This is a genomic window from Rhizobium sp. SYY.PMSO (genome assembly GCF_046840415.1).
Lineage (GTDB): Bacteria > Pseudomonadota > Alphaproteobacteria > Rhizobiales > Rhizobiaceae > Rhizobium.
On sequence record NZ_CP177351.1, the window covers coordinates 955,417 to 981,502 of the forward strand.

Below are 26,086 nucleotides of genomic sequence, written 5' to 3' on the forward strand. Positions count from 1 at the left end.
GCATGGGCAATCTACTGACGCATGACGAATATAAGGCGATTGCCGCCAAACTTGAATTTCCAACGCAGGCTTTCATCGATGGCAGTTTCCGCCCATCGATGTCGGGCAAGACCTTCGACACAATCAATCCCGCTACAGGAAGCGTCCTCGCCAAAATAGCATCCTGCGCGGCTGAAGACGTGGATTTCACCGTGCAGAAGGCTCGGGCCGCTTTCGAGGACGGGAGGTGGTCAAGTCTTCATCCCGGGGAGCGAAAAGAGACGCTTATCCGCCTTGCCAAACTCTTGAAGCGCAACGCACGCGAGTTGGCCATCCTTGAGAGCCTCGATAGCGGCAAGACGATTTACGATTGCGAGAACGTCGACGTTCCCGAGACGATCCATTGCATCAAGTGGCACGCGGAACTGATCGACAAAATTTACGACCAGGTCTCTCCGGCGTCGGACAACCACATTGCAATGATCGTACGTGAGCCGGTCGGCGTGGTCGGACTTGTCTTGCCCTGGAATTTTCCTCTGCTGATGTTGGCGTGGAAGATTGGCCCTGCCCTGGCGGCAGGCAATTCCGTCATTGTGAAGCCTGCCAAGGAGACCACGCTGACGGCCCTTCGGGTGGCCGAGCTCGCCATGGAGGCCGGCGTTCCGGCCGGGGTTTTCAACGTGCTACCAGGCGGCGGTAGCGAAGTCGGCGAGCCGCTTGGCCTTCATATGGATGTCGACATGGTGTCGTTTACGGGTTCCACGGCGACGGGCCGCCGCTTCCCGCGGTACTCCGCCGATTCAAACCTCAAGGAAGTCACCCTCGAGATGGGGGGCAAAAACCCCGCGGTCGTGCTGGACGACGCTGAGAATCTCGACCGCGTTGCCGCGCATATCGTCAACGGCGCGTTCTGGAACATGGGTGAGAACTGCTCGGCTTCTTCACGCCTCATCGTCCAGCGCAGCATCAAGGACGAACTGATGAAGCGGATCATCGCGCACGCGCGCGAATGGCCGATGGGTGATCCGCTGAACCCTGAGAATCGCGTCGGTGTCCTGGTTTCCAAAGCCCATTTCGATAAGGTATGTTCGTATCTTGAAAACGGGCAAAAAATCCTCCTTGGTGGCAAGGCAAAAGATGGTTTCGTCGAACCGACCATCATTGACGTCTCCGATCGCAATGCCAAGATCGTGCGAGAAGAAGTCTTCGGACCTGTGCTTTCCGTCCTGACGGTGGAAAGCTTTGAAGAAGCTATCGCGCTCGCGAACGATACCGATTACGGCCTAGCGGCATCCATCTACACTTCAAACACGAAGCGGGCGATCCGTGGGGCGAGAGCCATTCGAGCGGGCACCGTGACCGTCAACTCTTTCGGCGAAGGCGATATCACAACACCTTTTGGCGGCTACAAATCGTCGGGCTTCGGCGGCCGCGACAACGGGATACAGGCCCACGATCAGTATACCCGGGTTAAAACGATCTGGCTTGATCTCACTGACGACACCGATGAGGCCGTGGGGTGAAAAATGCACAGGGCCGAAAGACTGCCGATCCAACGAGGGCCTGCAGCATGGAACGCGATCCTGCCAACCCGCGCCCCGTTTCCGCCGCTCGATGCAGCCGTCCAGGTTGACGTCGCCATCGTCGGTGGCGGGTTTGCCGGCCTTTCGGCCGCCCGCAGGCTCCACCTGCTGGATCCCAACCTTCGTGTCGCCGTGCTCGAAGCAGGCGCTTTGGCAGAAGGTGCTTCCGGTCGAAACTCCGGGTTCATGATCGACCTGCCTCACGATCTTCAATCGGACGACTACTCCGGAAAGGGGGTCGCGGCGGACAAGACGATGACCACTCTAAACCGCTCGGCCATCGCATTCGCGCGCGGCGCAGTGGACGACTATTCGATCGATCCTTCGTTTTTCGACCCCGCGGGCAAGATCAATGGGGCTGCGACCGGGAAGGGCCACAAACTTAACGTCAGCTATGCCGAGCATCTCACGGAACTCGGAGAGGCAAACGAAATGCTCGACGCCGAGTCGATGCACGAAATCACCGGTAGCTATCATTATACGTCCGGGCTCTACACACCGGGGACAGTGATGCTGCAGCCGGCGGGTTACATCCGATCGCTCAGTGCAGGCCTATCCCGCGACGGCGCCCGGATTTATGAGAATACCCCTGTGAGCAAACTCGAGCAAGCAACCGGAGGCTGGGTTCTTGCAACGCCGAAAGGTCGCGTCTCGTGCGCGCAGGTCATTCTGGCAAACAATGGGCACCTCGAAAGCTTCGGTTTCGCACGCCGCAGGCTGATGCATGTGTTTCTCTATGCGTCGATGACCGTGGAGCTGGACAAGGTGGCCCTTTCAAAGCTCGGCGGTCAACCTCGCTGGGGTATCACGCCTTCGGATCCCATGGGAACGACGATGCGCCGTATCGACACTGCGCAAGGTGGTAACCGCATCGTGACGCGAACCTGCGCCAGCTACATTCCAGGAATGGTGGCCTCGCAAAAAGGCGTCGCGCGAGCAGCCGGGATTCATCGCCGCAAGTTCGCCGATCGCTTTCCGTCGATTGCCGACGTACCTATGGAATACAGTTGGGCTGGGCATCTATGCCTCACCTGGAATGGCGTCGCCGTTATGCGAGAACTCGAGCCGGGCCTATTTTCCGCCTGCGCCGACAACGGTCTCGGCACGGTGCGTAGTACGCTGACGGGCATTGGGGCAGCCGATCTCGCACTCGGTCATGCCTCGGAAATCTCTTCACATTTTCTTGCCGAGGGCCAACCAACCAAGCTCATTCCGGCGCCCTTATCCACGATCGGAGCAAATATGTATTTCCGGTGGAAGGAATGGCTCGCCCGGGACGAGTGAAACATATCCGCGAACTGTCCGCCGGTCGCTTTTGAGCGCGAACTGTTCGCAAAGCTGACTGCCGACGAAGAACGACCGAAGCACAAATTTGCTTGATTTGATGGAGGGATAAGTCAATGAGCGAGCAAGCAGTTCGACACTCCCGAGCCGGAGGCCGTGATGCTCGGCGCACGCTCCGAAACGCTCCAAATTTTACAATGCTACCAGCCCTTCACCGAAATCTCCCTGTCACCGAGTTAATGGACGAAGAGCATGTAGCCAAGATCGACAATGCGTCGATGTCGATCCTCGAAGAGGTAGGAGTCATATTCCGCGATCCAATCGCGATCGAACAGTGGAAGGAGGCGGGAGCGGACGTGCGCGGCGAACGTGTTCATTTGGATCGTGCACTCGTCCGCGAACTGATTTCGACCATACCGTCGAGTTGGACTTATCTCGCACGCAATCCCGACAAAAGCCTGCCTTTCGGCGGTAAGAATTCCATCTTCGTTCCGATGACGGGGGCACCGTTTATCCGCGACCTCGAAGACAAGCGCCGTTGGCCGACGATTGCCGACCTGAACATGTTTCACAAGCTGGCTCACATGTCGCCAGCGCTGCACTCGACCGCGCATCACATCGTCGAGCCGATGGATATGGTGGTTAGCCACCGCCATCTGGCAATCACTTATTCGTCGATGAAATACAGCGACAAGACATTCATGGGCATGACAACCTCAGGCAAGAATGCCGAAGACGTCATGGATATGTGCGAAATCCTGTTCGGCAAAGACACAATGGAGCAAACGCCGGTCGTCACCGGCAACTGCAATGGCAATTCGCCCCTGGTATGGGACGAAACCATGTTATCGGCGATGCGCGCCTTCTGCCGCCGCAACCAGCCTGTCCTGTGCTCGCCGTTTGTTCTCGGCGGAGCCAATACGCCAGCCTCGGTCGCACCCGCAGTCGCGCAGTTGAACGCTGAGGCTTTGTCGGCACTTGCCTACACCCAGGTGATCCGCAAAGGCTGCCCCGCGATCTACGGTCACTATCTGTCAACCGTCTCGATGAAGTCGGGCGCTCCAATGGCGGGAACGCCGGAGATCAGCTTGATGAACTTCATGATCGGTCAGATGGCTCGATTCTATGGCGTACCATGGCGAACGTCCAACCTTCTGGGAGGAGCGAAAACCTTCGATGCCCAGGCCGGATATGAAAGCGCGATGACTATGAACGCCGTCCTGCACGCGGGCGCCAATTATATCTGGCATTCAGCCGGCTGGAACGAAGCAGGCATGCATTGCAGTGTCGCCAAATTCGTGGTCGACGCCGAGATGTGTGCGATGGGATACAGGATGGGCGAAGGCGTGCGATGGGACGATTTCGATGAGGCACTGGCAGCTGTCCGTGATGTCGGTCCCGGCGGGCATTATCTCGGCCATCCCCATACGCAGGCGAATTTCCAGCGCGCTTTCTTCATGCCGAAGTTGTTTAACAACGACTCCATCGAGCAATGGCAGGCAGAAGGAAGCGTTGAGGTCACCGAGCGCGCCCTTCGGTATGCCAGGCGCCTCTTGGACGACTATCAGGAACCAAAACTCGATGAAGGGATCGATGAGGCACTGCGCGACTATATCGAGCGGCGCAAGCGCGAAATCCCGGCCGTCGACGAGCTCAACACTCAGCACTGACATCTCTTTCAATGCTTGGCCACCGTTTTCCCGGCGGTCGTTTTTCTTGGAGCAAGTTAATGAAGATCACTGAGATACACGTCTATTCGCACACCATGCCCGTGAAGAATGGCCCATATACGATCGCCAGCAGCAAGGTTTATTCGCTCGATACGACGTTGGTGAAGCTCGTCGCAGATAACGGTCTGTTCGGCTGGGGCGAGACATGTCCGGTTGGTCCCACCTATCAACCGCAGCATTCCAGAGGCGCAGTCGCCGCCCTGCAGGAAATGGCGCAAGGTCTTATCGGAGCCAATCCCATCCAGCCTCTCCTTCTACGCCGCACGATGGATGGTTTGCTCAATGGTCATCGCTATGCGAAGGCAGCTGTAGACATCGCGGCGTATGACCTTATGGGAAAACATTTCAAAGCCCGCGTTGCAGATCTGCTTGGCGGCGCGGTGACCGAGCGTGTCCCTTCTTACTATGCATCCGGCATTGGAGAGCCCGAGGAGATCGCGCGTATTGCCGAAGAGAGAGCCCGTGAGGGCTATCCGAGAATGCAGATCAAAATCGGCGGCCGTGACGTCGCGGTCGACATCGCTGTCGTGCGAAAGGTCTGGGAGCGCGTCGGCGGCCGAATGCGCCTTGCCGTCGATGGCAATCGATCTCTGACAACGCGTGATACATTGCGACTTAGTCGGGAATGTCTAGACATTCCCTTCATCCTCGAACAACCCTGCAACACGATCGAGGAGATCAAGGCGATCCGCAGCCAGTTGCATCATGCAGTGTATCTCGATGAGAACGGCGAAGATCTCGCAACCGTGCTGCGGGCCATTGGTGACGGCGTCTGCGATGGCTTTGGTATGAAAGTTACCCGCATTGGCGGGCTGCATGCGATGGCAACGTTCCGCGACATCTGCGAGGCGAGAACCATGCCCCATACTTGCGACGACGCATGGGGCGGCGATATCATCGCAGCTGCCTGCACTCATATCGGCGCCACAGTCCAACCCCGCCTTTGCGAAGGTGTCTGGTTGGCCCAGCCCTATATCGAGGGGAACTTCGATCCTGAAAACGGCATCAATATCGAGGGCGGCCATATCAAACTGCCAAGCGGTGCTGGCCTGGGCGTCATTCCGGACGAAAGCCTGTTCGACGCGCCTATCGCCTCTTTTGGATGAGAAGTATCAAAAGCGGCTACATCATCACAATGGTCGAAACAGGATATCCAACGTGAAGGATCTGGATATGAATAGCACCGATCCTGAGGGCCAATTTGCCTCTCAAACGATCCCAAAGACCATGTCAGGCGTCGTCCTGACAGGGCATGGCGGCTTCGACAAGCTGGAGTTCCGCACCGATCTTCCTGTCCCCAGTCCGGGGCCGGGCGAAGTGCTCATCAAGGTCGCTGCAGCCGCAATCAACAACACTGACATCAACACCCGCATTGGATGGTACTCAAAAGCCGTCCGAGAAGGAACGTCACACGGGGGCGGTACCGGATTCGCTTCGACAGAAAACGAGGATGCGAGTTGGACCGGAGAGGCTCTCAAGTTTCCGCGCATACAGGGAGCGGATTGCTGCGGTCGCATTGTCTCGGCAGGCGAAGGCGTTGATCCAGCAAGAATCGGCGAGCGGGTCATTGTGCGAAACCTGCTGCGCACATATGTGGACTACCGTCCTTGGGAGTGCTGGACCTTCGGCTCCGAATGCGACGGAGCATTCGCCCAATTTGCCAAAGCGCCCTCTCGCGAAACCTTGAAGGTAGACAGTAAGTGGAATGACGTCGAACTTGCCACTCTCCCATGCGCCTATTCGACCGCAGAAGGAATGCTCCATCGGGCAAAGGTTATCGCCGGAGAAACCGTTCTCATTACTGGCGCGTCCGGTGGGGTGGGTTCTTCCGCTGTACAGCTCGCCAAACGCCGGGGAGCGACCGTCATCGCAGTGTCGGGCGATAAAAAGCGCGACCATGTTCGTGCACTCGGTGCCGACCGCGTCGTGTCTCGTGAGCAAAGCCTTCTCGAAACAGTAGGCGAGAATGCCGTCGATGTCGTTATCGATGTCGCTGCAGGCCCCACTTTTCCCGAACTGCTTGATGTTCTCAAGAGAGGGGGGCGTTACGCCGTTGCCGGGGCGATTGCTGGACCGATCGTCGAACTAGACGTCCGTACACTCTACCTCAAGGATCTTACCTTTCTCGGCTGCACATTCCAGGACGACGTCGTTGTCGAAAACCTAGTCTCTTACGTGGAGCGCGGAGAGATCAAGCCCAATGTCGGCCGAACCTATCCGCTCCACCAGATCGTGCAAGCACAGAAAGATTTCCTATCCAAGACCGTCAGCGGCAAGCTGGTCCTTGTCATCCCTTGAACAATGGTGATTGAAATGAAAGAACTGAAGATCAAGCAGATCGACGTTTTCCAGGTCGATCTTCCATATGCCGGCGGTGTCTACAAACTGTCTGGCGGACGTGAGTATACCAGTTTCGACGCCACAATCGTTCGGATTATAACACAAGACGGAACCGAAGGATGGGGTGAAAGTACCCCCTTTGGCCCGAACTGGATCGCAGCCCACGCATTGGGCGTTCGCGCGGGTATCGCCGAATTGGCGCCGAGCCTGATCGGACTCGACCCAAGACGCGTCGATCGCGTATACGAGACAATGGACACAGCGCTTGTCGGGCATTCTCACGCAAAGACCGCCATCGACGTCGCGTGTTGGGATATCTTCGGCAAATCGGTGGGAATGCCGGTCTGCGACCTTCTTGGAGGGCGCACCAACGTCAAAATGCCGGTCATTTCTTCGATCTACATGGGCGAACCTGAGGAGATGAGAAAGAGAGTCGCTGAACATCGTTCTCAGGGCTACGTCGGCCATTCTGTGAAGATAGGCGACGACCCCGCTCTTGATGCGGAGCGAATAGCGGCAGCGCTCGCCGACAAGCAGCCGGGCGAATTTTATATTGTAGATGCAAACGGTGGTATGACAGTCGAGTCCGCCCTTCGTATGCTGAGATTGCTCCCACACGGCTTGGATTTCGTTTTGGAAGCGCCTTGCGCTACATGGCGGGAATGCGTTTCTCTACGCCGCAGGTCAAATGTTCCGATCTTTTTTGATGAACTCGCAATCGATGATCCAAACATTATCCAGCTCATTGCCGACGATGCCGCCGAAGGGATTGGGTTGAAGGTCTCGAAGAATGGAGGCTTGACGAAGGGCCGCCGGCACAGGGATATTTGCTTGGCTGCAGGATACACCATGAGTATTCAGGAGACGACGGGTTCAGACATTGCTTTTGCGGCGATCGTCCATCTTGGGCAAACCATTCCCGAAAAAAATCTGCGTTGCATTCTTGAGAGCCGCGACATCGTGGCTCTTAAGACAGCGGACGGTCCGTTTGATGTCAGGAATGGGCGCATTACCGCTCCCGAACTTCCAGGACTTGGGATAACTCCACGACTGGAGGTGCTAGGTTCACCGGTTGCTAGCTACTGCTGACGGACCGTCAGATCGTCACCCAGCCTGTCAACCTTGTGAATATGCCAATCAATGGTGAGGCGCTCGTCCTACTGTACAATCCACTCGCTCAATGCCGACTTGCCCTTCGACGCCGCTCAGGCCGGCATGCGGGCACTACGGTATGAAATGACCGTAGGGATCGACTGAATGAGATTCTACAATCACGATTTCTGCCGGACGATCTGATTGCGTCGCGTCGCCTGACGGCGGACTACCTTGATCGGTTCATTGGGGATACAAACCTTGGGCAAGAATCCGTCGGCATAAAGCTGCTTCAGAACGCCTGCGTTGATCGTGTCCGCCTCGATCTTGCGGCGGGCAAAGATGCACACCTCCTATGGGTTTTCACTCATCACTTTCTCCACATGCGGCGTGACAGCTATCGCCACTGGGGACGCGTTGCCAAACTTCGTCGATCACCACGGGGTCATTCGCTGTCAGACCTGCCGCGAACGCTTTCAACAGATCACGCCGCCTGTCGACATGGCTCGGTTGCCTGAACCCATGCCCTATCCATCACCATCGCTTTCAATTTCGCCAAAGAGCCCAAGACCTGCAATAGCGAATTCCGTATCGAGCAATCTGCAACGCCTGGACAACAGACCGTCAATCTTCAAATTTAATCTCACCATCTTATTCCGGGACCACATGGGGAGCAACGCGTAATTGAACTGGTACTTGCAGCTGCGGATAAACCAATCACCACAGTATCTGGAGCAACTCCTATCGTCACTTCGGCAACAATCACTTCGACCGGCTTTTCGTTTGGCAAACCTACTACGTTTGCCGCTTTTTCAAAGCTCATAAAGAGCAGCGAGCAGCCTTGGATAAAGATTTTCGCCAGTAGCCTGAACGATATCGACCTCGAGCAGCCCAATCCACGAGATTTTCGTGTACATCAACTTCGCAAGGTCGCCTGCGCGGCCGCCGCCATGCTCATCGCCATCGATAAGGCTGGAAAGCCTTCACCCGTGCCGAAACATGTCCTCGCGGTGGCTCGTAGCCTTTTCGAAACCACACGCTGATGCGATGCGCATGATGCGCGCTATCGCTGATTGTGGCTTAACTGGTACTATCCCCATTTGATGCCAAAGCGAACCCTCCGCTATCTTCAGCAAATCGATGCTACCTCCACGTCATGTCCAGCTCCCGCCCTCAACAAAAATCACGACAGCATTGGCGTTGTTGCCTGGAGTTTGCTCCGCCTTTGTTTCGCCAGATATGCGAAGAACAGTTCCCTTTTGTAAAGGCTTGCCGTCGCGCGATGCGCTCCCGTTCTTTCCGTGTAGCAAGTCGACTGTACACCTCGCTCGCTAATGCCTCATGTATCGAGGAACAACTGCCGGTGGATGCGGGGCTGGCAGCGCAGATATTGGGGAGCAGCCCGTGCCTGCGCGCCGAGATGTGCCGCTGCGTGCCAAGGCCAGCGTGGATCGTAAAGTATCCCGCGCGCAAGGGCGACCATGTCGGCGTCGCCCGTCGCCACGATCGATTCGGCATGGTCGAAATCGGTAATCAACCCAACTGCCACCACGGGCATGTCAACCGCCGCCTTGACCGCGCGGGCCAGCGGTACCTGATAGCCCGGAGCGACCGGAATCTTCTGTCGCGGGCCTAACCCACCGCTGGATACATGGATGGCCGCGCAGCCGCGCTTTTGTAGTTCCTGCGCAAACGCAATGGTCTCTCCAACGTCCCAGCCTCCATCCACCCAATCCATACCCGACACTCGGACCGAGACCGGATAATCGGCTGGAACGACGGTCTTCACCGCCTCGAAGACTTCCAGTGGAAAGCGCAAGCGGTTCTCAAGACTGCCGCCGTAGGCATCATCGCGATCGTTCGACAGTGGCGAAAGAAACTGATGCAGGAGATAGCCATGAGCGGCATGCAGTTGGATCGCGTCGATGCCCAGCCGCATGCTACGCCGGGCTGCCTCGACGAAGGCGTCGCGGATGCGCTCCATCCCGACCTTGTTCAGCGCCTCTGGCGCATGGGTATTTGGGGTGAAGGGCAGCGCGCAGGGTGCGACGGTCTGCCAGCCGTTGGACTGACCGGGCGGGATTTGCGCCCCGCCCAGCCACGGCTTTTCAGTCGAAGCTTTGCGCCCGGCATGAGCAAGCTGGATCGCGACCGGGATGTCGGACCATTGCCGGATCGCTTTTAGAACAGGGACCATCGCCGCTTCGGTGGCGTCGTCCCACAGGCCGACATCGGCATAGCTGATGCGTCCCTCGGGGCTGACCGCCGTGGCCTCAATGGTCAGGAGCCCTGCCCCAGACAATGCGAGCTGGCCAAGATGGATCATGTGCCAACTGGTCATCCGGCCTGCCTCGGCTGAATACTGGCACATCGGCGCGATGACCACGCGATTGGGCATTGAAAGGCTGCCTGTTTTGATAGAGGTGAAGAGCTTGCTCATGTTTTGGCTTCGTCCGGACAGATTGAGGGAAAGACCTGGGGCAAGCTAGGAGATCATTCATCGCTTTGGAAGTCCAGCCGGCGGCCTGGTTTGAGGTGAAGCACCATTAGACCAGGTGGCAGCGGATCGCGTGTTGCTCTTATGCACATTCGACACGCTATCCGTTTCGCGCAGTCGCCCACGCCAGGAAGATGGCTTTTGGAAAATTGTCCGTAACCATGCAAGGAGCGAGATGAGGTCAAGAGCTGTCTGTCCATTCTTAAGAAAGCAGTCGCCGATTCAGGCGGTGATCTGCCAGACCGATGCTGATCGTGTCAGAAGATATGACAGTGGGACTTCTACCCTGCTTTACCGTCACCAATTCCAATCGCGAGAGAGCAGTAACTGAAATTTATATCGATCCCAATAGGCTGAGTAACGCAGCCGAAAGGCGGCAGGGCTCTATAAATGCAGCATGTGCGAGGCGATCAAAGGATCAATTACCATGGCTCTTTTGCTGATTTCGCAGCTTGTCGCGTTCTCTTTGTTTCCTTTGTATTTCACTACGATTTCCGGCCCGCTGCGCAGGGTACATTTCTACGTCTACATCTCGCTCGTTCTTCTGATCGGTGGCTTCATGGGGAATGTCTATTCCTTGCCGATCACCGACGATATCGTCATCTCCGGCGGCAATTTATGCTATGGCGCCTTCATGATGACATCCGTGATGTTCGTCTGGATCGAAAAGGACGCCTTCATCCTTCGCCATCTGGTTCGGCTTGTCGTTCTGGTCGATATCTTCAACATCATCTTTTCCTTCCTGACTCATTCCATTCTCGAAACCAGGGGAATTGTTAATCCGCATGGCGTACCGTCCGATCTGTTCGCGATTTCAACGCCTCTGATCGCGCTTGGCGGGTTTCTCATCGTCGCGGAACTCCTGCTCCTTCTGTTCATCTTCGAGCTCACAAAGAAAAGAAAATCTCCACTCGTCGTTACGGCGACAATCTATATTCTCTCATTCATGCTCGTCCTCATACTGGACGGCATCGCCTTTCCTTTCATCGCTTTCGGCATCAGCGCGGAAATCGCTGCGATCGTCTTCGGAGGGCTCGACGCGAAAATTCTTATGGCAGTGGCCTATAGCGTGCCGCTCGCTCTGTTCGTGATGCGGAAACGGCAGGCATTCGCGGATTTTCTCGCCGTCGACACTGTTCGCTGGCGTTTGCTCGCGTCCAGCAGCACGCAACTGATCAAGGAGATGGCAAGCAAGGATCAGGACGTCCGGCGCGGCAATATCGTTTTCAGGAACTCCACCGAAGGTCTCGCCATCGTTGATCATGAAGGAAATGTGCTCAAAGCGAATCATGCCTTCCAGGCAATGCTTGAGATCAAGGAAAACACCGCGAGCATCGATCTAGCGAACGCATTCTGGATCGGCGGAAAACCGGTTATCCTGCCGCAAAGCCCGAAAGAACAGTGGCGGCGCGAAATCATGTTCGGCCGAGACAGGAAAAAGCCCGGCATACTTTCGATAACGCCAGCCGGCGAGGATACGGAAGGAGCCGAAAGTTACGTCTATTCGTTGACGGATATTACAGAGCAGAAGAACACACAAGAAAAGCTGGAGTATCTCGCATCCCATGACCATCTGACCGGGCTCCTCAACCGCCACGCGCTCGACAAGAGCCTAAGCCGCCTTCAGAATATTCCACATACACTTATCATTCTCGATCTCGATCGTTTCAAAGACATCAATGACAGCTACGGCCACGGCGTGGGTGACCGGGTGTTGCGTATCATTGCCGACCGTCTGAACCTGGTCCGCAAGCGGGATTTGGTTGCCGATGATGTCTTATGCCGTATCGGCGGCGATGAGTTTGCTTTTTTAATTCACTCCAGCGACAACGGATTCATCCGGGCCATCCTTGAGGATATACAGGCGATTTTTAGCCAGACAGTTCGTATCGAGAACGGCTTGGAATTCATCGCCTCCGCAACTATCGGGGTCAGCAGCCGGCACGAAGCCAGCGAGAATGACCTGCTCCTTGAGGCTGACGCAGCACTTTACGAAGCAAAGCGCAATAAACGTGGCTCCTATGCTGTCTATGAAGAGGGACTGACTGCTGAGAGCCAGAAAAGGATGAAGCTGAGCCTGAAGTTGAAAAACGCTCTCGCGGCGGGCCAGGTCGACGTTCACTATCAACCCCAGTTCGATACTGTGACCCATGCATTGCGTGGCATAGAAGCGCTTGTCCGATGGACCGATCCGGAACTTGGCGTCATTCCTCCATGCGATTTCATTCCGGTGGCGGAGGAAACAGGGCTTATCGATATTCTCGGGGAATATGTTCTCGAAAAAGCCTGTCGAGACGGCCAGGAGTGGCTGGAAAACGGTCATACGCCAGTCACCATATCCGTGAACATATCGGCAAGCCAACTTAGATTTGGCCGCTTCACATCCGTTCTGCGTGGGATCTTGGAACAAACCGGCTTCCCCGCAGGCCAACTCGGCATCGAAATAACGGAGTCGACCTACATCGAACGCGAAGACGAGGTCACCCCTCTGCTCCGGGAGCTGAAGGATATGGGTGTCCAGATCGCGCTAGACGACTTCGGCACGGGATATTCTTCTCTCTCCTATCTGCGGGAAATCCCCTGCGACTGCATTAAAATCGATCGAAGCTTCGTCGTCGGAATTCCTGACGACGAAAAACAATGCAATCTGATCGCAGCGATCATAAATCTCGCGAAAGTCATGTCGTTCAAGGTGGTTGTCGAAGGAGTCGAAACCAGAGAGCAGCTGGACTTTCTAACGGCACGGGAATGCGATCTCATTCAGGGATATTATTTCTCACCAGCCATTTCAAAAGAGAAGATTACGGCCCTCCTGATTTAGGATTATACCCTCATCAATCACATTTTAGCGGTTTGAACGCGGGCCGATGCGCAATCGCTGACAGCGTTGCACAGTCTAATTATAGGGCTACTTCAAAAGGATACTGCGACATTGGCAAGATCCTACCACCGCGTAGGGATACATCATTCCGAAAACTACTGACATATGCCTTTAACGGCATTGATTAGGAGCCGAGATCAGCCGGCAAACGCTGTCGATATCGCCAGAAAGTCACGTGACTCGAGGCTCGCTCCACCGACCAGCATCCCATCGACTTCGTCGATGCGACTAATATTGGTCACGTTGTCAGGTTTCACCGATCCGCCATAGAGAATCCGAACAGCTCCGCCGTTGTTAACGAGATGGTTGAGCGTCCCTCGAATGAACGAATGGTTTTTGGCGATGCGATCAAGTGTCGGCACGCGTCCGGTTCCGATCGCCCATATCGGCTCGTAGGCGACCGATGACCTGCGAGGCGTGGACGCCGTGGGGTAGACACTCCTCCAGTTGCCGACGAAGAACAACCTCCGTGGAGCCGTCGACCATTTCATGCTCCGTTTCGCCTATGCAGAGAATAACAACGAGGCCCGCGGCAATTCCCCGTTCCACTTTTCGAAGGACGTCACTATTAGTCTCGCTATGCTCCTGACGTCGCTCGGAGTGACCGAGGATGACATAACGTGCGCCGCCGTCGGCGATCATTATTGGTCAACCCCACAACAGCTTCCTCGGTATTGGTGAAGCCAGTGACGCAGCGTCCTTGAGCTAACGCGGTGCCATCAAGATTGGCCACGTGCCGCAGGACACCCGGTGGGTGGCAAACGAGGACGATCGGCTTGCCATGCGCCGGGGACTCAATCAGCTCGAGCCTATGACGGGCCGTGTCCGCCGGGATAGAAGATCGTGCCAAAATTATTCGCGTCGACGCTGTCGAGGCAGACGGTGTCTGCGAGCGGCGCCCGGCCCGCGTCGGCGACGTTGAAGCGTCGCGCGAGGTCGGTTTGGAATGTCGGCTCGTCTCTGTGCGGATCGAGCGGCGGCAGGACGTCCTTCGGCGAGGCAAGGATGATCTCGGCACCGGCGTCCTCGAAGAGGTGATATCGTGCCCCTAGCTTTTCGAGCCAACAGCTAGTCTTCCTGCCGATGCTGCCTTGGGGTCAGACGATCTCCTGCTTAATTGAGTGCGGATGAAAGTCTTCCCGCAGCCCCGATCGAACGGTGACCGTCGTCGCGCTGAGTTTCGCAGGGCGGGGATGACATGAGTTTGTTGGGACTATACTCCCATGTTTCGTTTGGGCTCGACAGCCTGGATCTTCCGAGCATTTAGCCATTGGCGGTCGCCTCCGGTTAGAGCCCGAGCTTCTCAAGCTAGAGCTACTACGCTACTCATTGCCGAATTGTTGAGGTGACATTCTACGAGCCCCCATCAGAAATGGGGCCGACACGCAGTGGCGTCACACCCCTCAAGATCAAGGAGAGATCTCTGAATCATTGGCCAGTGCAGGTGGTCTGTAGCCTTCTATTGGGCGACCCCCGCCGCAAAATGTTGGCAGCCTTCATGAAGGGGGATATTAGTAGGTCATGCTAACATCTGTCTTACTGCCGTGATGCCTCGTCTCAAGAAGGGGTCAGAATGGATGTAAAAAAACTGCACACCCCTTTCAAGCCAACCCGGCAATTCGTCCGCTGTAACGAGGGTGCCAGCGACCTTGCCGGCGGAACGGATCTTTCCGACCGCTTCCGCCACCTTCTCCTGCACTTCGACCGGTCGCGCCTCGCCAAAAGGAGGAGCCGGCGGAAAACCCATGTTCTGCGAGAGGTCGCCTGGCCCGATAAACAAGACGTCTATGCCCTCGACTGCAACTATCGAGTCGAGATTGTCGATCGCCTCGACGGTCTCGATCATTGCGATGACCAGACGCTTTTCATAGTCCGACGGCAGCGCGTATCGGACAGCCTCGACAATGGCGCTCGCCTGTTCGGCGTTGTCCACCATTGGCACCATGATCCCGTCAGCGCCAGCATTCAGATATCTGATAATGGTCGGTCGCTCATGCGAGTGAGGGCGGATGATCGCGGCGCCGCCGACAGACCGAACGATCTGCGAGGTTTCGCGGACATCCTCGAAGCTCCAGGTACCATGCTCGCAATCGACAAACACCAAGTCCGCCCCGAGTTCGATCAGGCGGGCAGCAAGACCCGAGGAGGCGTGGTGTGGCGTGAACATGGTTATGGATTCGCCGGCCTGAAGGCGGGCGCGTAATCTTGCACCATTCATGATGTGCTCCTCCTATTACTTCTTTTTTGGCAGGTCCGGCGTGTCGGCCGGGGCGCCTACCCAGCGGGCAACCTCGATGTCAGCCGAGGTATCCCGCATGAAGGTCGGGCAAATGTGCAGTTCGGGGATCGTCGCGCCCTTCTGCAGGCTGGCGCACAACGCAATTGCCCGAGCGACATCATGCGGGCTCAGCATGATCGCGCGCTCGCTGTCGAGCGGCGGCCGCGCCCTGTTGTTCATGATCGGCGTGTCCGTTTCGCCAGGCAGGATGGTCGTCGCCCGAATGCCCTGGTTCCTGTAGGTATTGTGCAGGAACGTCATGAAGTTCTTCACGCCCGCCTTCGCGGCACCATAGGCAGCACCCCCTAGGAGGTTTGGATTGAGTACTGCCAGCGACGAGACCGTGATGATCGTTCCCTCGCCTTTCGCGATCATGTCGGGAAGAACCGCCTGGGTCAGATTGAAAACCGCCGTCAGATTGACGTTGACGGTGGAATTCCATTCCTCTTCGCTGAGAAAGCGAGCATTCAACACCTTGCTGGCGCTGCCGGCATTATTCACCAGCACGTCGACCGGGCCTACGCTTTCCTTCACCCATCCGACCACCGCGAAAATGTCCGAGCGCGATTCGATGTCGAGAGATTTCGCAAATGCCCTGCCGCCAGCTGCCTCGACGAGGGCCGCGACCTCCTTCAGGGGTTCGATCCGTCTGCCGGTCAGGATGACGGTTGCGCCATCCTTCGCGAGAAGCAATGCTGTCTCCTTGCCGATACCCGTGCCGGCTCCGGTAACGAGAGCGACTTTTCCCTCAAGCAAGCCCATTATTCTCTCCTACTCTGCTGCGACCGCGCCGGTACCCTTATAATCATAAACGGTCTTCGCGGCCTGCGGACTAATCAAGCCCTCGGCAAGATCCTGCTTGATACATGAGACGGAACGCTCGCTCGCTCGCCCCCAACCGCCTCCTCCGGGTGTTTCGACCTCGAGCCGCTCTCCCGTCTTGAGAACGACCTTGCCCTTGGGGAACTGCGGGTGCCCATTCTTCATGACCTTGCCAGCGGTGCCGTTTTGGCCTTCGACCACGCCGAAGCACGGGTGACGGACGCGTTCGGATGCCAGATAGATGTTCATCGGCGACTTGCCGAGGTTGCGAAGGACAACGCGCTGGCCGAGCCCCCCGCGATACTTGCCGGCGCCGCCGGAGTCGGCAATCAGTTCCTTGCACTCCGTCAGCGCGGGAACAGCGATCTCGAACATCTCGATCGCGGTAACCTTGCAATTAGACGGGAAGCTCAGCGTGTCCAGGCCGTCAAACTCTGCACGAGCACCCTGCCCGCCATGAAAATTCTGAACCGAACCATATTGCGAGCCGTCATCGCGACGGCCGACGCAGTTTGCGGCCCAGATCGGCGCGCCACCACTATCGCCCATGACCTTGTCGGGTACGACGCCTTCAAGGGCCTTGAAGATCAGCGAGGGAATGGCATGGCCGATGAGATTGCGCGAATTGCCGGCCGTCCATTGTTCGGGATTCAGGATCGATCCCAATGGGGCATCGTCGGTGATAGGCGTAATGCAGCCTTCATTGTTTGGCGTATCCGGATCGAGAAGGCATTTCAGCGCATAGACCGAATGGGCATAGCGATAGTTCGTGCGGCAGTTGATCGAATGCAGCACCTGCGGCGACGTGCCGGTGTAATCGACATGGATCGAATCGTCGTTCACAACCACGGTCGCCTTGAGCTTGATGTCGACGTCATAGCCATCGAGCAACATCTCTGCCGGATACCTGCCGTTTGGCCACTCGCGGATTGCCTTGCGGGTTTGCGCCTCGGAGCGCGTGTGGATCGCTTCCGCCAAGCCGTCGACGTCGTCGAGATCGTATTCATCCAGGAACTTGACGAGTTCGCGGCCCATGACGTTGTTCGCGGCGATCATGGATTCGAGATCGCCACGCACTTCGGTCGGCAGGCGAACAGACGCTTCGATGATGTCGAACACATCCTTGTTCGGAACGCCCGCCTTAAGCAACTTCACGATCGGGAAGCGGATGCCCTCCTCGAAGATATCGCTGGCCTCCGAGTGAAGCGGCGCACCGCCGATGTCCGGGAGGTGCGCAATGGATCCGGCATAGGCGACGACTTTGCCGCTCTTGAAGATCGGGGTGATCATCGTCACGTCCGGAAGATGGCCTGTTCCGATCTCCGGATCGTTGGTGGCAAGAACGTCGCCTTCTTCCAGTGTTTCGGCCGGAAATTTCGGCAGAAAGAACTTTTGTGCCGCAGCCGGCAGCGACGTGATGAAGACCGGAATCGACCAGGTGCACTGGGCGAGCGCACGGCCCTTGCTGTCGAGGAGAACGGTCACGTAATCATGGTTTTCGCGCACGATTGGCGAGAATGCCGTCTTGCCGAGCACGTTGTCGGCCTGGTCGGCGATGAAGATCAGACGGTTCCACATGACTTGAAGGTTGATCGGATCGTTGAAATCGGTGACGGGCTTCGACATCGGATATCTCCCTAGAGAATGTTGATTATGAGATTGCCGCTTACGTCGACATGGAAGATACCGCTCGGCCCGACGACAGCGGTCGACTCACGCTGCTCGACAATGGCAGGTCCCTCGATCTCGTGGTTCACGGGAAGCTTGTAGTGGTCGTAGACCGAGGTGTCCGCATAAGCGCCCAGCTCCTGGAAATACACCTGGCGGCTACCCTTCCTGGCCTCTTCCGCCCGCGTCTCGTGAGGACGGGTGACTTGATCCTTCTCGCCACTTGCGCGCAGACGCCAGGTGATGACCTCGACAGGCGCGGCCACGGTCCGGCCGAAGAGTTCGCGATACAGCTTGAAGAAGTTGTCGGTGAGCTGCTTGAGAAATTCCTCCTTGGGGAGAGTGCGATCCGGCAAGACCACCGTGATCTCGTGCCCCTGGCCGACATGCCGCATGTCGACGGTGAACCGATTGGAGATCGTCTCCTTCGCCACTCCCGCAGCCGATACCACTTCCGCACCTTGTGCCGCCAGCTCGTCGAGAATACGGATCATCTCACCGATATCCCAAGCGTTGACGGGCATCGGATGACTCATCGAGAGATCCACCGCAACAGGCGCGATCAGCAGGCCGATTGCCGAGCTGACACCCGCGCCGGTCGGGCAAATGATCCGCTTGATACCAAGCTTGCGGGCGATGCCATACGCATGGACCGGACCTGCGCCACCGAAGGCCACCATCGGAAGAGATCGCGGATCGACGCCGAGATCCGTCGCGTGCATGGCGGCCGCCTTGCTCATGGACTCGTTGACGAGATCATGAATGCCCCAGGCGCAGCGCTCTACCGAGACGTCGAGCGAAAGGGCGAGTTTTTCCATCGCCTTGTATGCAGCATCTTTCGAGACCTTGAAGGAGCCGCCGACGAAAGATTCCGTCCCCATGTAGCCGAGCAGGATGTCGGCATCCGTAACCGTCGGCTGGCTGCCGCCGCGCTGATAAGCGGCAGGGCCTGGCATGGCGCCTGCCGAATGCGGGCCGACGTCAAGAAGGCCAAGCGGGTTCTTGGCCGCGATCGAACCACCGCCCGCGCCGATCTCGATCATCTGGATCGACTGGATCTTCAGCGGAAAGCCGGAACCCTTGCGAAAGCGCTGATAATGGGCGACCTCGAGATCCGTGCCGACGTTGGGCTCGCCGTTCGGGATGAGGCAGAGTTTTGCCGTCGTTCCGCCCATGTCGAAGGACAGCACGCTCGTTTCGCCGGCAACACGACCGAACTCGGCGGCGGCGACAGCACCGGCCGCGGGTCCGGATTCGATCAGGCGGACCGGAAGCTCCGCAGCCCGACGGCTCGGCACGAGACCGCCCGAAGACGTCATCCAGAGAACCTGACGATCGATGCCTCTCCCGGCAAACTCCCGTTCAAGGTGAGCGACGTGCCCTGCCATTTGCGGGCGGGTATAGGCGTTGACAACCGTGGTCGAGGCGCGATCGAACTCACGCATTTCCGGGCAAACCTCGGACGAGATCGAGACGAAGATATCCGGGTTCTCTTCGCGAAGAAGGGCCGCCACGCGCTTTTCGTGCTGCGGATATTTGTAGGCATGCAGCAAACACACCGCCACTGAACGAACACCCTTCTCGCGCAGGCGGCCGGCAATCTCGCGCACGCTGTCTTCACTAAGTTCCGTCATGACCTCGCCGTCGGCCGCGATACGCTCCTCGACGCCGAAGCTATTGGCACGGGTTACGAGGGGATCGGGATATTTGATGTTGAGATCGTAGAGATCGTACCGGCCTTCGTTGCGGATGCGCAGCATGTCCTGGAAGCCGTTCGTGGTAACGAAGCCTGTTTCGACGCCCTTGCGTTCGAGGACAGCATTGGTGACGACCGTCGTGGCGCCGAGGATCTGCAAATTTTCGATGGCGATCGAGCCGGAGAACTTTTCAAGAAGCTCCGAGACGCCCTGCACAACGGCTTCTGCGGGGTTGCTTGGCGTGCTCAGCACCTTATGGAGATGCAATTCGCCACGATCGTCAAGAAGCGCGAAATCCGTAAATGTGCCGCCGGTGTCGAAAGCCAGTTTTGCCATGTTTCCCTCGAAGCAGAAGCTTGGCGCCGATCGCGCCTATGACTGCGGGTCCGAAGGCCGAACCCTTTATCTGCCACAAGGTTAGGTGAGTTCGGCCCCGATTGGCCAACACAACTACCGTCTGCCGCCATAGGGTTTGCTTATGGCGATGGGGGTCGTGCCGGCAGTGGATCGTCATCAAGCAAACAACGTTCTGCGACAGCTTTAGAGGGTATGTTATGCAGGGCGAATTCCGGGATGATCCCCTGCCATCATATGTGCGACTATCTCGAGAAGCACGGCCCTTGCCGCCAGCGCAGGCTCGGATAGTGGGAGATGGTCGGATACGCAGAGCGAAACGGTGGCGTCGATGACCGGCCTTGTCAGCGCGCGCACCTGTGCTCCGGCGAATGAAGGGGTCGCGGTCACCACTGAAGCCGGCAAAATGGTCGAGCCAAGCCCATCAAGGACCGCAGCGCTCAAGGCCGGGACGGACTCGATTTCCGACAGAACTACCGGCGCCGCCCGTGCACGCGCCAGCGCGTCGTCGATCAGGCGTCGCAACAAATGGTTCTTGCTCGGGAGAAGCAGCGGTATCTGCGCAAGCGCTCCCACGGCCAAGGCTTCGCCAGCTGCGCCAGGCAGGTTCTCGCCCGGCGGAGAAACGAGGAACATCTCTTCCTTGAAGAGCGGTTGCAGCGTCGTGCCCTTGATCGGATCGGAGGCATAAATGAGCGCCATGTCCATCTTGCCGGTCATGATCAACTCGCTGAGGATCTGCCCGAAACTGTCGTTGATGTGCAAGACGATCTGGGGATGCCTCGCCCTCATTTCGCGTAACAGCGGGAGCGAAAGCGAACTCGATGTCGAATATGTCGCAAGCCCGATCGAAACGCGCCCGGCGACGGACGCGGCGGCCTGGTTGATGTCGATCTGTGCCTGATCGATCTGTTTCAGCATCAGCTGGGCGTGCCGATAGAGAATAAGCCCGGCTTCTGTCGGCGTAATCCCGACATTGCTGCGGATCAGAAGCTTGTGCTTGAAATGCGCTTCCAGCGAAGCGATCTGCTGCGACAATGCCGGTTGCGCCGTTCGCAGAATTGCCGCCGCCCGCGATACGCTGCCGGTGTCGACGATCTTTACAAAGCTTCTCAGCTTGCGGAAATCTACGCTCATGGTTCCACGCTCTTTTTCGTGGACCCTAGTCTCTCGGGAAGGACGCATGCAAGCCCCCTTCCCGACATTGAGGCTCGGTTCAGCGCAATGCCGCGACGGCGCGCTCGATACGATCGCAGGCTTGCTTGATTACCTCCATCGAGGTGGCGATCGAAAGGCGAAAATAGGGTGACAGTCCGTAGGCCGCGCCCTGCAGCGCCGCAACGCCGACGCCATCGAGGAGGTAGAGGACAAAGTCCAGGTCCGTTTCGATCACCTTGCCTTCCGGCGTCTTCCTGCCGATCACGCCAGCACAGTTCGGGAAGAGATAGAAGGCACCGTCCGGCACCTGGCAGGATAATCCGTCGATGGCATTGAGGCGGCCGCAGGCATAGTCGCGGCGCTCCCTGTAGACCTTAACGCTATCGCGAACAAAGGATTGGTCGGCCGAAAGAGCATAAGCGGCGGCGGCCTGGCTGATAGAAGACGGGCACGAGGAGATCTGCGACTGCAGCTTGTTGATCGCGGCAATCAACGGCACTGGGCCGGCGGCGTAGCCGATACGCCAGCCGGTCATCGCGTAGGACTTTGATACGCCGTTCGTCAGAAGCACGCGGTCCTTGAGTTCCGGAACTGCCGCAACCAGCGTCGTCATCGGCTCGTCGCGAAACCAGACCTGGTCATAGATGTCGTCCGACAGGACAAACACATGCGGATGACGAAGAAGCACCTCTCCAAGCGCCTCCAATTCCGTTCGGCTATAGGCGGCGCCCGTCGGGTTTGACGGCGTATTCAGGACGAGCCACATGGTTCGCGGCGTGATCGCCGCCTCAAGAGCCGCCGGTGTCAATTTGAATCCCTGCTCCTGCGGGCATTCGACGATAACCGGCTTGCCTTCATTGGCGATCACCATGTCCGGATAGGAGACCCAATAGGGTGCGGGGATGATGACCTCGGCGTCGTTCTCGACGCTTGCCATCAAGGCCAGGAACAGAATCTGCTTGGCCCCGCCACCGACGCAAATCTCGTTGTCGGCATAGGAGATCCCGAGGCGGCGCTTGAAGTCACCCATGATCGCCTTGCGCAGGGCAGGTGTTCCGTTCACCGCCGTATATTTGGTTTCGCCTCGGTCGATCGCCGCATGCGCCGCCGCCTTCACACTCTCCGGCGTGTCGAAATCGGGCTCGCCGACGGTCATGTCGACGATATCCTTGCCGGCCGCCTTGAGCTCACGGGCGCGCGCCGCCGCTGCCGTGCTGGGCGAAATCTTGATGCGCGCTACGCGTGACGCGGCCACGAAATTGCTCATGGTTCAATATCCTCGGTGATGTGCGCCCGGCATGGGCGGTTGCGTTAGTGCGCAGCTTCCGTTTCGCCGCGCATCTTTCCAGTCAGGAAGAGTTCGCCCAGCTCGTCGTGAGTGATGTCCTTCGGCAGCCCATCCCAGATCACCTTGCCCAGGCGAAGGATGACGGCGCGCTCCGCGACCTCCATCGCCTTCTTGGTGTTCTGTTCGACAAGGAGAATGGTCATTCCAGCCGCGTGAAGCCGCAGCAGCTCATCGAACACAACGCCGATCGCCGCCGGCGACAATCCGACGGATGGCTCGTCGACGAGCAGTACCTTGGGACGCTGTAGCACCGCCATTGCGACTTCCAGAAGCTGCTGTTCGCCTCCGGACATGTTTCCGGCAAGGGTGTTGCGCCGCGTCTTCAGGATCGGAAAGAGATCATAAACATAGTCCCTGTCGGACTTCACCTTGGCGTCGCGCAGCGTGTAGGCGGCCATCTGCAGATTTTCGTCGATCGTCATGAGCGGGAAGTTGCAGCGTCCCTGGGGGACGAAGGAAATGCCCTCTCCCAGGATTGCCCGCGATCTGTATCCGGCAATCTCTTTGTCCCGCCACGATATGCTGCCGCCCTTGATGGTCGTCATGCCGTAAAGCGTCTTCAGCAGCGTCGACTTGCCTGCGCCATTCGGACCCATGAGCGCCACGAATTGGCCCGATGGCACATCCAGATCGACGCCGTTGAGAATATCCAGATTGCCGTAGCCGGCGCGAAGCCCCTGGATTGAAAGGTTGGAATTAGCCGCCAAGGTAGGCCTCCCTCACGCGCTGGTCCTGAATGATGTCATGCGGGAGTCCTTCGACGAGTTTCATGCCCTGGTCGAGGACGATGACCCGTTGGCAAATGCTGGTGACAACATCGATGTTGTGTTCGATAACCAGGAAGCTGACGCCGAGGCTCTTGTTTGCATAAAGGATCGTCTCGACGACGCGCTCGATGATCTTCGGATTGATGCCCGCCATCGGCTCGTCGAGAAGGATGAGCTTGGGCTCAGGCATCAGCATCGAGGCGAACTGGATCAGCTTCTGCTGGCCGCCCGACAGGTTTCCGGCCGGCTGGTGCCGCACGTCCCAGAGGCCTGCCATCTTGATGAGATCGCGCGCACGCTCCCTCAGTCCCGCAACGCGGTTTCGGGACTTTGACCCCAAGCCGAAGGTGGACCATAGCGATGGAAACGTGAACATCTGGCCGGCAATGATCAGATTCTCCTCCACGTCCAAGGACCGGAACGTCACGGTCTTCTGGAACGAGCGCAGCATCCGCCCCTCGCGGGCAATCCTGTTCAGCGACCAACCGGTGATATCCTGACCGTCGATTGTGACGGTTCCACAGTCGGGTTGGGCAAGCCCCGTCGAGCAATCGAAGAAGGTGGATTTGCCGGACCCATTCGGCCCGATCAGACCGGCAATCTCACCGCGATCGATGTGTATCGAGACATCGTTTACCGCCTTCACCGCTCCGTAGGATTTCGTGAGGTTCTTGATCTCCAGGATGGGAAGATGGGTTGTCATTTCGCACCCCCGATGACGTTCCAGAAGCGGTTGATGAGTGGTGCAAAACCCTTCTTGAACCAGAAGACGAGCACCAGCAGGCAGAGACCGTAGATGATCATGCGCAATTCGGGCGCCACGCGGAGTGCTTCCGTCAGACCGACGAAGAGCAGGCTGCCGATGATCGTGCCCGAGATCGTGCCGGCGCCGCCGCCGAGTACGATGATCAGGACCATCGTCGAATAGTACATCTGGAAGGTCAGCGGGCTGACCACGGTAAGGTAGTAGGCGTACAGACTGCCGCCGGCACCAGCAAACGCCGCGCTGATCATGAAGACGATCAGCTTGTAGTGCCAGGTCGGAATTCCAACCGATTCAGCGAGCGTCTCGTTCTCGCGGATGGCGACCATGTTGCGGCCAGCCGGAGACCGTGCGATCGCCCAGACAAGAAATGTGGCGATGACTGCAACAACAAGCGTCAGATAATAAAAGTTCGTCGTCCCCGAAATCTTGAAGGACCATGGGCCGAGTTCGAAGAATGGCTTTGGGATGCTTGAAAGCCCCATGTCGCCCCGGGTCAGCGATATCCAGTTCTTCGCAATGGCCTGCCCGATGATCACGAAGCCCAAAGTGCACATCACGAAGGAGGTTGACCTCAATCGGAGGGCCGGAATGCCGAGTGGGAGAGCAAGACCGCCCGCTATGGCGGCAGCGGCGAGGATATTCACATAGAAGGGGGTGCCGTAATGGACCGCAAGCAGCCCCGACGCGTAGGCGCCGATGCCGAAGAAGGCGGCCTGGGCCAACGACAGCAGGCCTGTATAGCCAACCAGCAGGTTCAACCCATGCGCAGGCAACATGAAGATCAAGGCGATGATCAGAGCGTGCGTGACATAACGACTGCCGATGAAAGGGGCTGCCACGGCAATGATGATCAGCAGCGCGGCGAGTGGAATTCGCAAATCCGGTCGTTTCGGCTGTGCGGTGGTTTCGGTGAGAGACATGTCGTGTCCTCGACGTTCGAGAATGAACCTGCGGCGTGCCTAGAAGCGCGCCTGCGTGGAGAAGAGGCCGTGGGGGCGCCACATCAGCATCAGAATGAGGGTCGCAAAGCCGACCGTGTCGCGAAACTGCAGGCCGATATAGGTGGCAACCAGGCTCTCGGCGATCCCGAGGATCATGGCCGCGAAGAACGTGCCGCGAACGTTTCCGAGACCGCCCATGATGATGATGGGAAGCGTCTTGAAGGTAATGAGCTCACCCATGCCTCCGTAGACGCTCACGTTGACCGGTGCGGTCAGCACTCCCGAAAGAGCAGCGAGAGCGGCGCCGAGGATGAACGTCCGTAGCACGACCTGCGAGACGTCGATGCCGACTACCTCGCAGCATTCCACGTTCTGCGAGACCGCCCGCATGGCCTTGCCCATGCGGCTGTAGGAAACCATCAGCTCCAGGCCGATGAAGACCAGAAGCGTCACGATCAGGATCAGGATTCGCTGCTCGGCAATGCTGAAACCGAGGATCGACACCGGCTGGATATAGCCCCCCGAAAAGAATTTGTAGCCACCGCCGAAGACGAGAATGACTGTGTTCTGCAAGACGAGAGCAATCCCGAGCGTGGCAAGCACCCCCGCCTCTGCCGGAGCGCCGACCATGCGCTGCATCACGAAACGTCCGACGACATAGGCGATCACGATTGTCGACAGGACACCGACCACGATCGACGCCTCGTATGACAGGCCGAGATAGTCGATTGCGAACCACGCACCGAATGTTCCCAGCATGTAGTACTCGCCATGAGCGAAGTTGATTGCCCGCAGGACGCCGAAGATCATCGTCATGCCGACGGCGACGATCGCGTAGACGGAACCGGTGACGATGCCGTTGACGACCTGCTCGAGGATAGTCGAGAACATGGGTAGCGCT

Annotated in this window: 20 protein-coding genes; 7 read left to right on the forward strand and 13 right to left on the reverse strand. The window is 57.8% G+C overall.

The window, feature by feature from the left end; genetic code table 11:
* Window positions 1–2: 2 nt before the first annotated feature.
* The 6 genes from ACJJVH_RS31095 to ACJJVH_RS31120 all read left to right on the forward strand — a co-directional run bounded on the left by ACJJVH_RS31095 (window position 3) and on the right by ACJJVH_RS31120 (window position 8,005).
* Window positions 3–1,502 carry an aldehyde dehydrogenase gene (locus tag ACJJVH_RS31095; protein WP_412066363.1) on the forward strand — a complete coding sequence of 500 codons (1,500 nt, stop codon included), beginning with the start codon at window positions 3–5 and terminating at the stop codon, window positions 1,500–1,502.
* Between the two features lie 3 nt (window positions 1,503–1,505).
* Window positions 1,506–2,846: an NAD(P)/FAD-dependent oxidoreductase gene (locus ACJJVH_RS31100; protein WP_412066364.1), complete on the forward strand. Its 1,341-nt coding sequence runs from the start codon at window positions 1,506–1,508 to the stop codon at window positions 2,844–2,846.
* Window positions 2,847–2,962: 116 nt separating this feature from the next.
* Window positions 2,963–4,516: a trimethylamine methyltransferase family protein gene (locus tag ACJJVH_RS31105; protein WP_412066365.1), complete on the forward strand. Its 1,554-nt coding sequence runs from the start codon at window positions 2,963–2,965 to the stop codon at window positions 4,514–4,516.
* Between the two features lie 59 nt (window positions 4,517–4,575).
* The gene (locus ACJJVH_RS31110) at window positions 4,576–5,682 is read left to right on the forward strand and encodes a mandelate racemase/muconate lactonizing enzyme family protein (RefSeq protein WP_412066366.1); all 1,107 of its coding nucleotides are present in this window, start codon (window positions 4,576–4,578) and stop codon (window positions 5,680–5,682) included.
* A gap of 121 nt (window positions 5,683–5,803) precedes the next feature.
* The gene (locus ACJJVH_RS31115; RefSeq protein ID WP_412066957.1) at window positions 5,804–6,874 is read left to right on the forward strand and encodes an alcohol dehydrogenase family protein; all 1,071 of its coding nucleotides are present in this window, start codon (window positions 5,804–5,806) and stop codon (window positions 6,872–6,874) included.
* A gap of 15 nt (window positions 6,875–6,889) precedes the next feature.
* Window positions 6,890–8,005, forward strand: coding sequence for a mandelate racemase/muconate lactonizing enzyme family protein (locus ACJJVH_RS31120; protein WP_412066367.1), 1,116 nt, complete (start codon window positions 6,890–6,892; stop codon window positions 8,003–8,005).
* Between the two features lie 1,342 nt (window positions 8,006–9,347).
* Here ACJJVH_RS31120 and ACJJVH_RS31125 read toward each other — a convergent pair.
* On the reverse strand, window positions 9,348–10,448 hold the full coding sequence (locus ACJJVH_RS31125) for an NADH:flavin oxidoreductase/NADH oxidase (protein WP_412066368.1): 1,101 nt from the start codon (window positions 10,446–10,448) through the stop codon (window positions 9,348–9,350).
* 484 nt (window positions 10,449–10,932) lie between these two features.
* Between ACJJVH_RS31125 and ACJJVH_RS31130 the strand changes: the two genes are divergently transcribed.
* A complete protein-coding gene (locus ACJJVH_RS31130; protein ID WP_412066369.1) occupies window positions 10,933–13,326 on the forward strand; it encodes a putative bifunctional diguanylate cyclase/phosphodiesterase in 2,394 nt (797 codons plus the stop codon).
* 197 nt (window positions 13,327–13,523) lie between these two features.
* On the opposite strand, the gene ACJJVH_RS31135 is transcribed toward ACJJVH_RS31130, so the two are convergent.
* From ACJJVH_RS31135 to ACJJVH_RS31190, 12 genes are all read right to left on the reverse strand, one after another.
* The gene (locus tag ACJJVH_RS31135) at window positions 13,524–13,748 is read right to left on the reverse strand and encodes a triose-phosphate isomerase (RefSeq protein ID WP_412066370.1); all 225 of its coding nucleotides are present in this window, start codon (window positions 13,746–13,748) and stop codon (window positions 13,524–13,526) included.
* Window positions 13,735–14,028 carry a triose-phosphate isomerase gene (locus ACJJVH_RS31140; RefSeq protein WP_412066371.1) on the reverse strand — a complete coding sequence of 98 codons (294 nt, stop codon included), beginning with the start codon at window positions 14,026–14,028 and terminating at the stop codon, window positions 13,735–13,737. Before ACJJVH_RS31140 ends, ACJJVH_RS31135 begins: the two co-directional genes overlap by 14 nt.
* Window positions 14,029–14,905: 877 nt before the next feature.
* Window positions 14,906–15,604: an HpcH/HpaI aldolase family protein gene (locus ACJJVH_RS31145; protein WP_412066372.1), complete on the reverse strand. Its 699-nt coding sequence runs from the start codon at window positions 15,602–15,604 to the stop codon at window positions 14,906–14,908.
* Window positions 15,605–15,619: 15 nt separating this feature from the next.
* On the reverse strand, window positions 15,620–16,426 hold the full coding sequence (locus ACJJVH_RS31150) for an SDR family oxidoreductase (RefSeq protein ID WP_412066373.1): 807 nt from the start codon (window positions 16,424–16,426) through the stop codon (window positions 15,620–15,622).
* Window positions 16,427–16,435: 9 nt separating this feature from the next.
* The gene (locus tag ACJJVH_RS31155) at window positions 16,436–18,112 is read right to left on the reverse strand and encodes a hydantoinase B/oxoprolinase family protein (RefSeq protein ID WP_412066374.1); all 1,677 of its coding nucleotides are present in this window, start codon (window positions 18,110–18,112) and stop codon (window positions 16,436–16,438) included.
* An 11-nt stretch (window positions 18,113–18,123) separates the two neighbouring features.
* The gene (locus tag ACJJVH_RS31160) at window positions 18,124–20,187 is read right to left on the reverse strand and encodes a hydantoinase/oxoprolinase family protein (protein ID WP_412066375.1); all 2,064 of its coding nucleotides are present in this window, start codon (window positions 20,185–20,187) and stop codon (window positions 18,124–18,126) included.
* Between the two features lie 216 nt (window positions 20,188–20,403).
* Complete coding sequence (nac, locus tag ACJJVH_RS31165) at window positions 20,404–21,342, reverse strand: nitrogen assimilation transcriptional regulator NAC (RefSeq protein WP_412066376.1); 939 nt, start codon at window positions 21,340–21,342, stop codon at window positions 20,404–20,406.
* 79 nt (window positions 21,343–21,421) lie between these two features.
* A complete protein-coding gene (locus ACJJVH_RS31170; RefSeq protein WP_412066377.1) occupies window positions 21,422–22,630 on the reverse strand; it encodes an aspartate transaminase in 1,209 nt (402 codons plus the stop codon).
* Window positions 22,631–22,674: 44 nt separating this feature from the next.
* Window positions 22,675–23,418 (reverse strand): ABC transporter ATP-binding protein, encoded by a 744-nt coding sequence (locus tag ACJJVH_RS31175; RefSeq protein ID WP_412066378.1) that lies wholly within the window; start codon window positions 23,416–23,418, stop codon window positions 22,675–22,677.
* The gene (locus ACJJVH_RS31180; RefSeq protein ID WP_412066379.1) at window positions 23,408–24,181 is read right to left on the reverse strand and encodes an ABC transporter ATP-binding protein; all 774 of its coding nucleotides are present in this window, start codon (window positions 24,179–24,181) and stop codon (window positions 23,408–23,410) included. The genes ACJJVH_RS31175 and ACJJVH_RS31180 overlap by 11 nt, the downstream gene beginning before the upstream one ends.
* A complete protein-coding gene (locus ACJJVH_RS31185; RefSeq protein WP_412066380.1) occupies window positions 24,178–25,164 on the reverse strand; it encodes a branched-chain amino acid ABC transporter permease in 987 nt (328 codons plus the stop codon). Before ACJJVH_RS31185 ends, ACJJVH_RS31180 begins: the two co-directional genes overlap by 4 nt.
* Window positions 25,165–25,203: 39 nt before the next feature.
* The gene (locus ACJJVH_RS31190) at window positions 25,204–26,076 is read right to left on the reverse strand and encodes a branched-chain amino acid ABC transporter permease (RefSeq protein ID WP_412066381.1); all 873 of its coding nucleotides are present in this window, start codon (window positions 26,074–26,076) and stop codon (window positions 25,204–25,206) included.
* Window positions 26,077–26,086: the final 10 nt, after the last annotated feature.

What these genes read in the sequence shown, in the direction of transcription:
- ACJJVH_RS31095 (WP_412066363.1), top strand. Translation starts at nt 3, where the DNA reads ATGGGCAATCTACTGACGCATGACGAATATAAGGCGATTGCCGCCAAA.
- ACJJVH_RS31185 (WP_412066380.1), bottom strand. Translation starts at nt 25,164, where the DNA reads ATGTCTCTCACCGAAACCACCGCACAGCCGAAACGACCGGATTTGCGA.
- ACJJVH_RS31155 (WP_412066374.1), bottom strand. Translation starts at nt 18,112, where the DNA reads ATGTCGAAGCCCGTCACCGATTTCAACGATCCGATCAACCTTCAAGTC.
- ACJJVH_RS31100 (WP_412066364.1), top strand. Translation starts at nt 1,506, where the DNA reads ATGCACAGGGCCGAAAGACTGCCGATCCAACGAGGGCCTGCAGCATGG.
- ACJJVH_RS31140 (WP_412066371.1), bottom strand. Translation starts at nt 14,028, where the DNA reads ATGATCGCCGACGGCGGCGCACGTTATGTCATCCTCGGTCACTCCGAG.
- ACJJVH_RS31120 (WP_412066367.1), top strand. Translation starts at nt 6,890, where the DNA reads ATGAAAGAACTGAAGATCAAGCAGATCGACGTTTTCCAGGTCGATCTT.
- ACJJVH_RS31160 (WP_412066375.1), bottom strand. Translation starts at nt 20,187, where the DNA reads ATGGCAAAACTGGCTTTCGACACCGGCGGCACATTTACGGATTTCGCG.
- nac (WP_412066376.1), bottom strand. Translation starts at nt 21,342, where the DNA reads ATGAGCGTAGATTTCCGCAAGCTGAGAAGCTTTGTAAAGATCGTCGAC.
- ACJJVH_RS31180 (WP_412066379.1), bottom strand. Translation starts at nt 24,181, where the DNA reads ATGACAACCCATCTTCCCATCCTGGAGATCAAGAACCTCACGAAATCC.
- ACJJVH_RS31110 (WP_412066366.1), top strand. Translation starts at nt 4,576, where the DNA reads ATGAAGATCACTGAGATACACGTCTATTCGCACACCATGCCCGTGAAG.
- ACJJVH_RS31145 (WP_412066372.1), bottom strand. Translation starts at nt 15,604, where the DNA reads ATGAATGGTGCAAGATTACGCGCCCGCCTTCAGGCCGGCGAATCCATA.
- ACJJVH_RS31125 (WP_412066368.1), bottom strand. Translation starts at nt 10,448, where the DNA reads ATGAGCAAGCTCTTCACCTCTATCAAAACAGGCAGCCTTTCAATGCCC.
- ACJJVH_RS31150 (WP_412066373.1), bottom strand. Translation starts at nt 16,426, where the DNA reads ATGGGCTTGCTTGAGGGAAAAGTCGCTCTCGTTACCGGAGCCGGCACG.
- ACJJVH_RS31115 (WP_412066957.1), top strand. Translation starts at nt 5,804, where the DNA reads ATGTCAGGCGTCGTCCTGACAGGGCATGGCGGCTTCGACAAGCTGGAG.
- ACJJVH_RS31105 (WP_412066365.1), top strand. Translation starts at nt 2,963, where the DNA reads ATGAGCGAGCAAGCAGTTCGACACTCCCGAGCCGGAGGCCGTGATGCT.
- ACJJVH_RS31130 (WP_412066369.1), top strand. Translation starts at nt 10,933, where the DNA reads ATGGCTCTTTTGCTGATTTCGCAGCTTGTCGCGTTCTCTTTGTTTCCT.
- ACJJVH_RS31190 (WP_412066381.1), bottom strand. Translation starts at nt 26,076, where the DNA reads ATGTTCTCGACTATCCTCGAGCAGGTCGTCAACGGCATCGTCACCGGT.
- ACJJVH_RS31170 (WP_412066377.1), bottom strand. Translation starts at nt 22,630, where the DNA reads ATGAGCAATTTCGTGGCCGCGTCACGCGTAGCGCGCATCAAGATTTCG.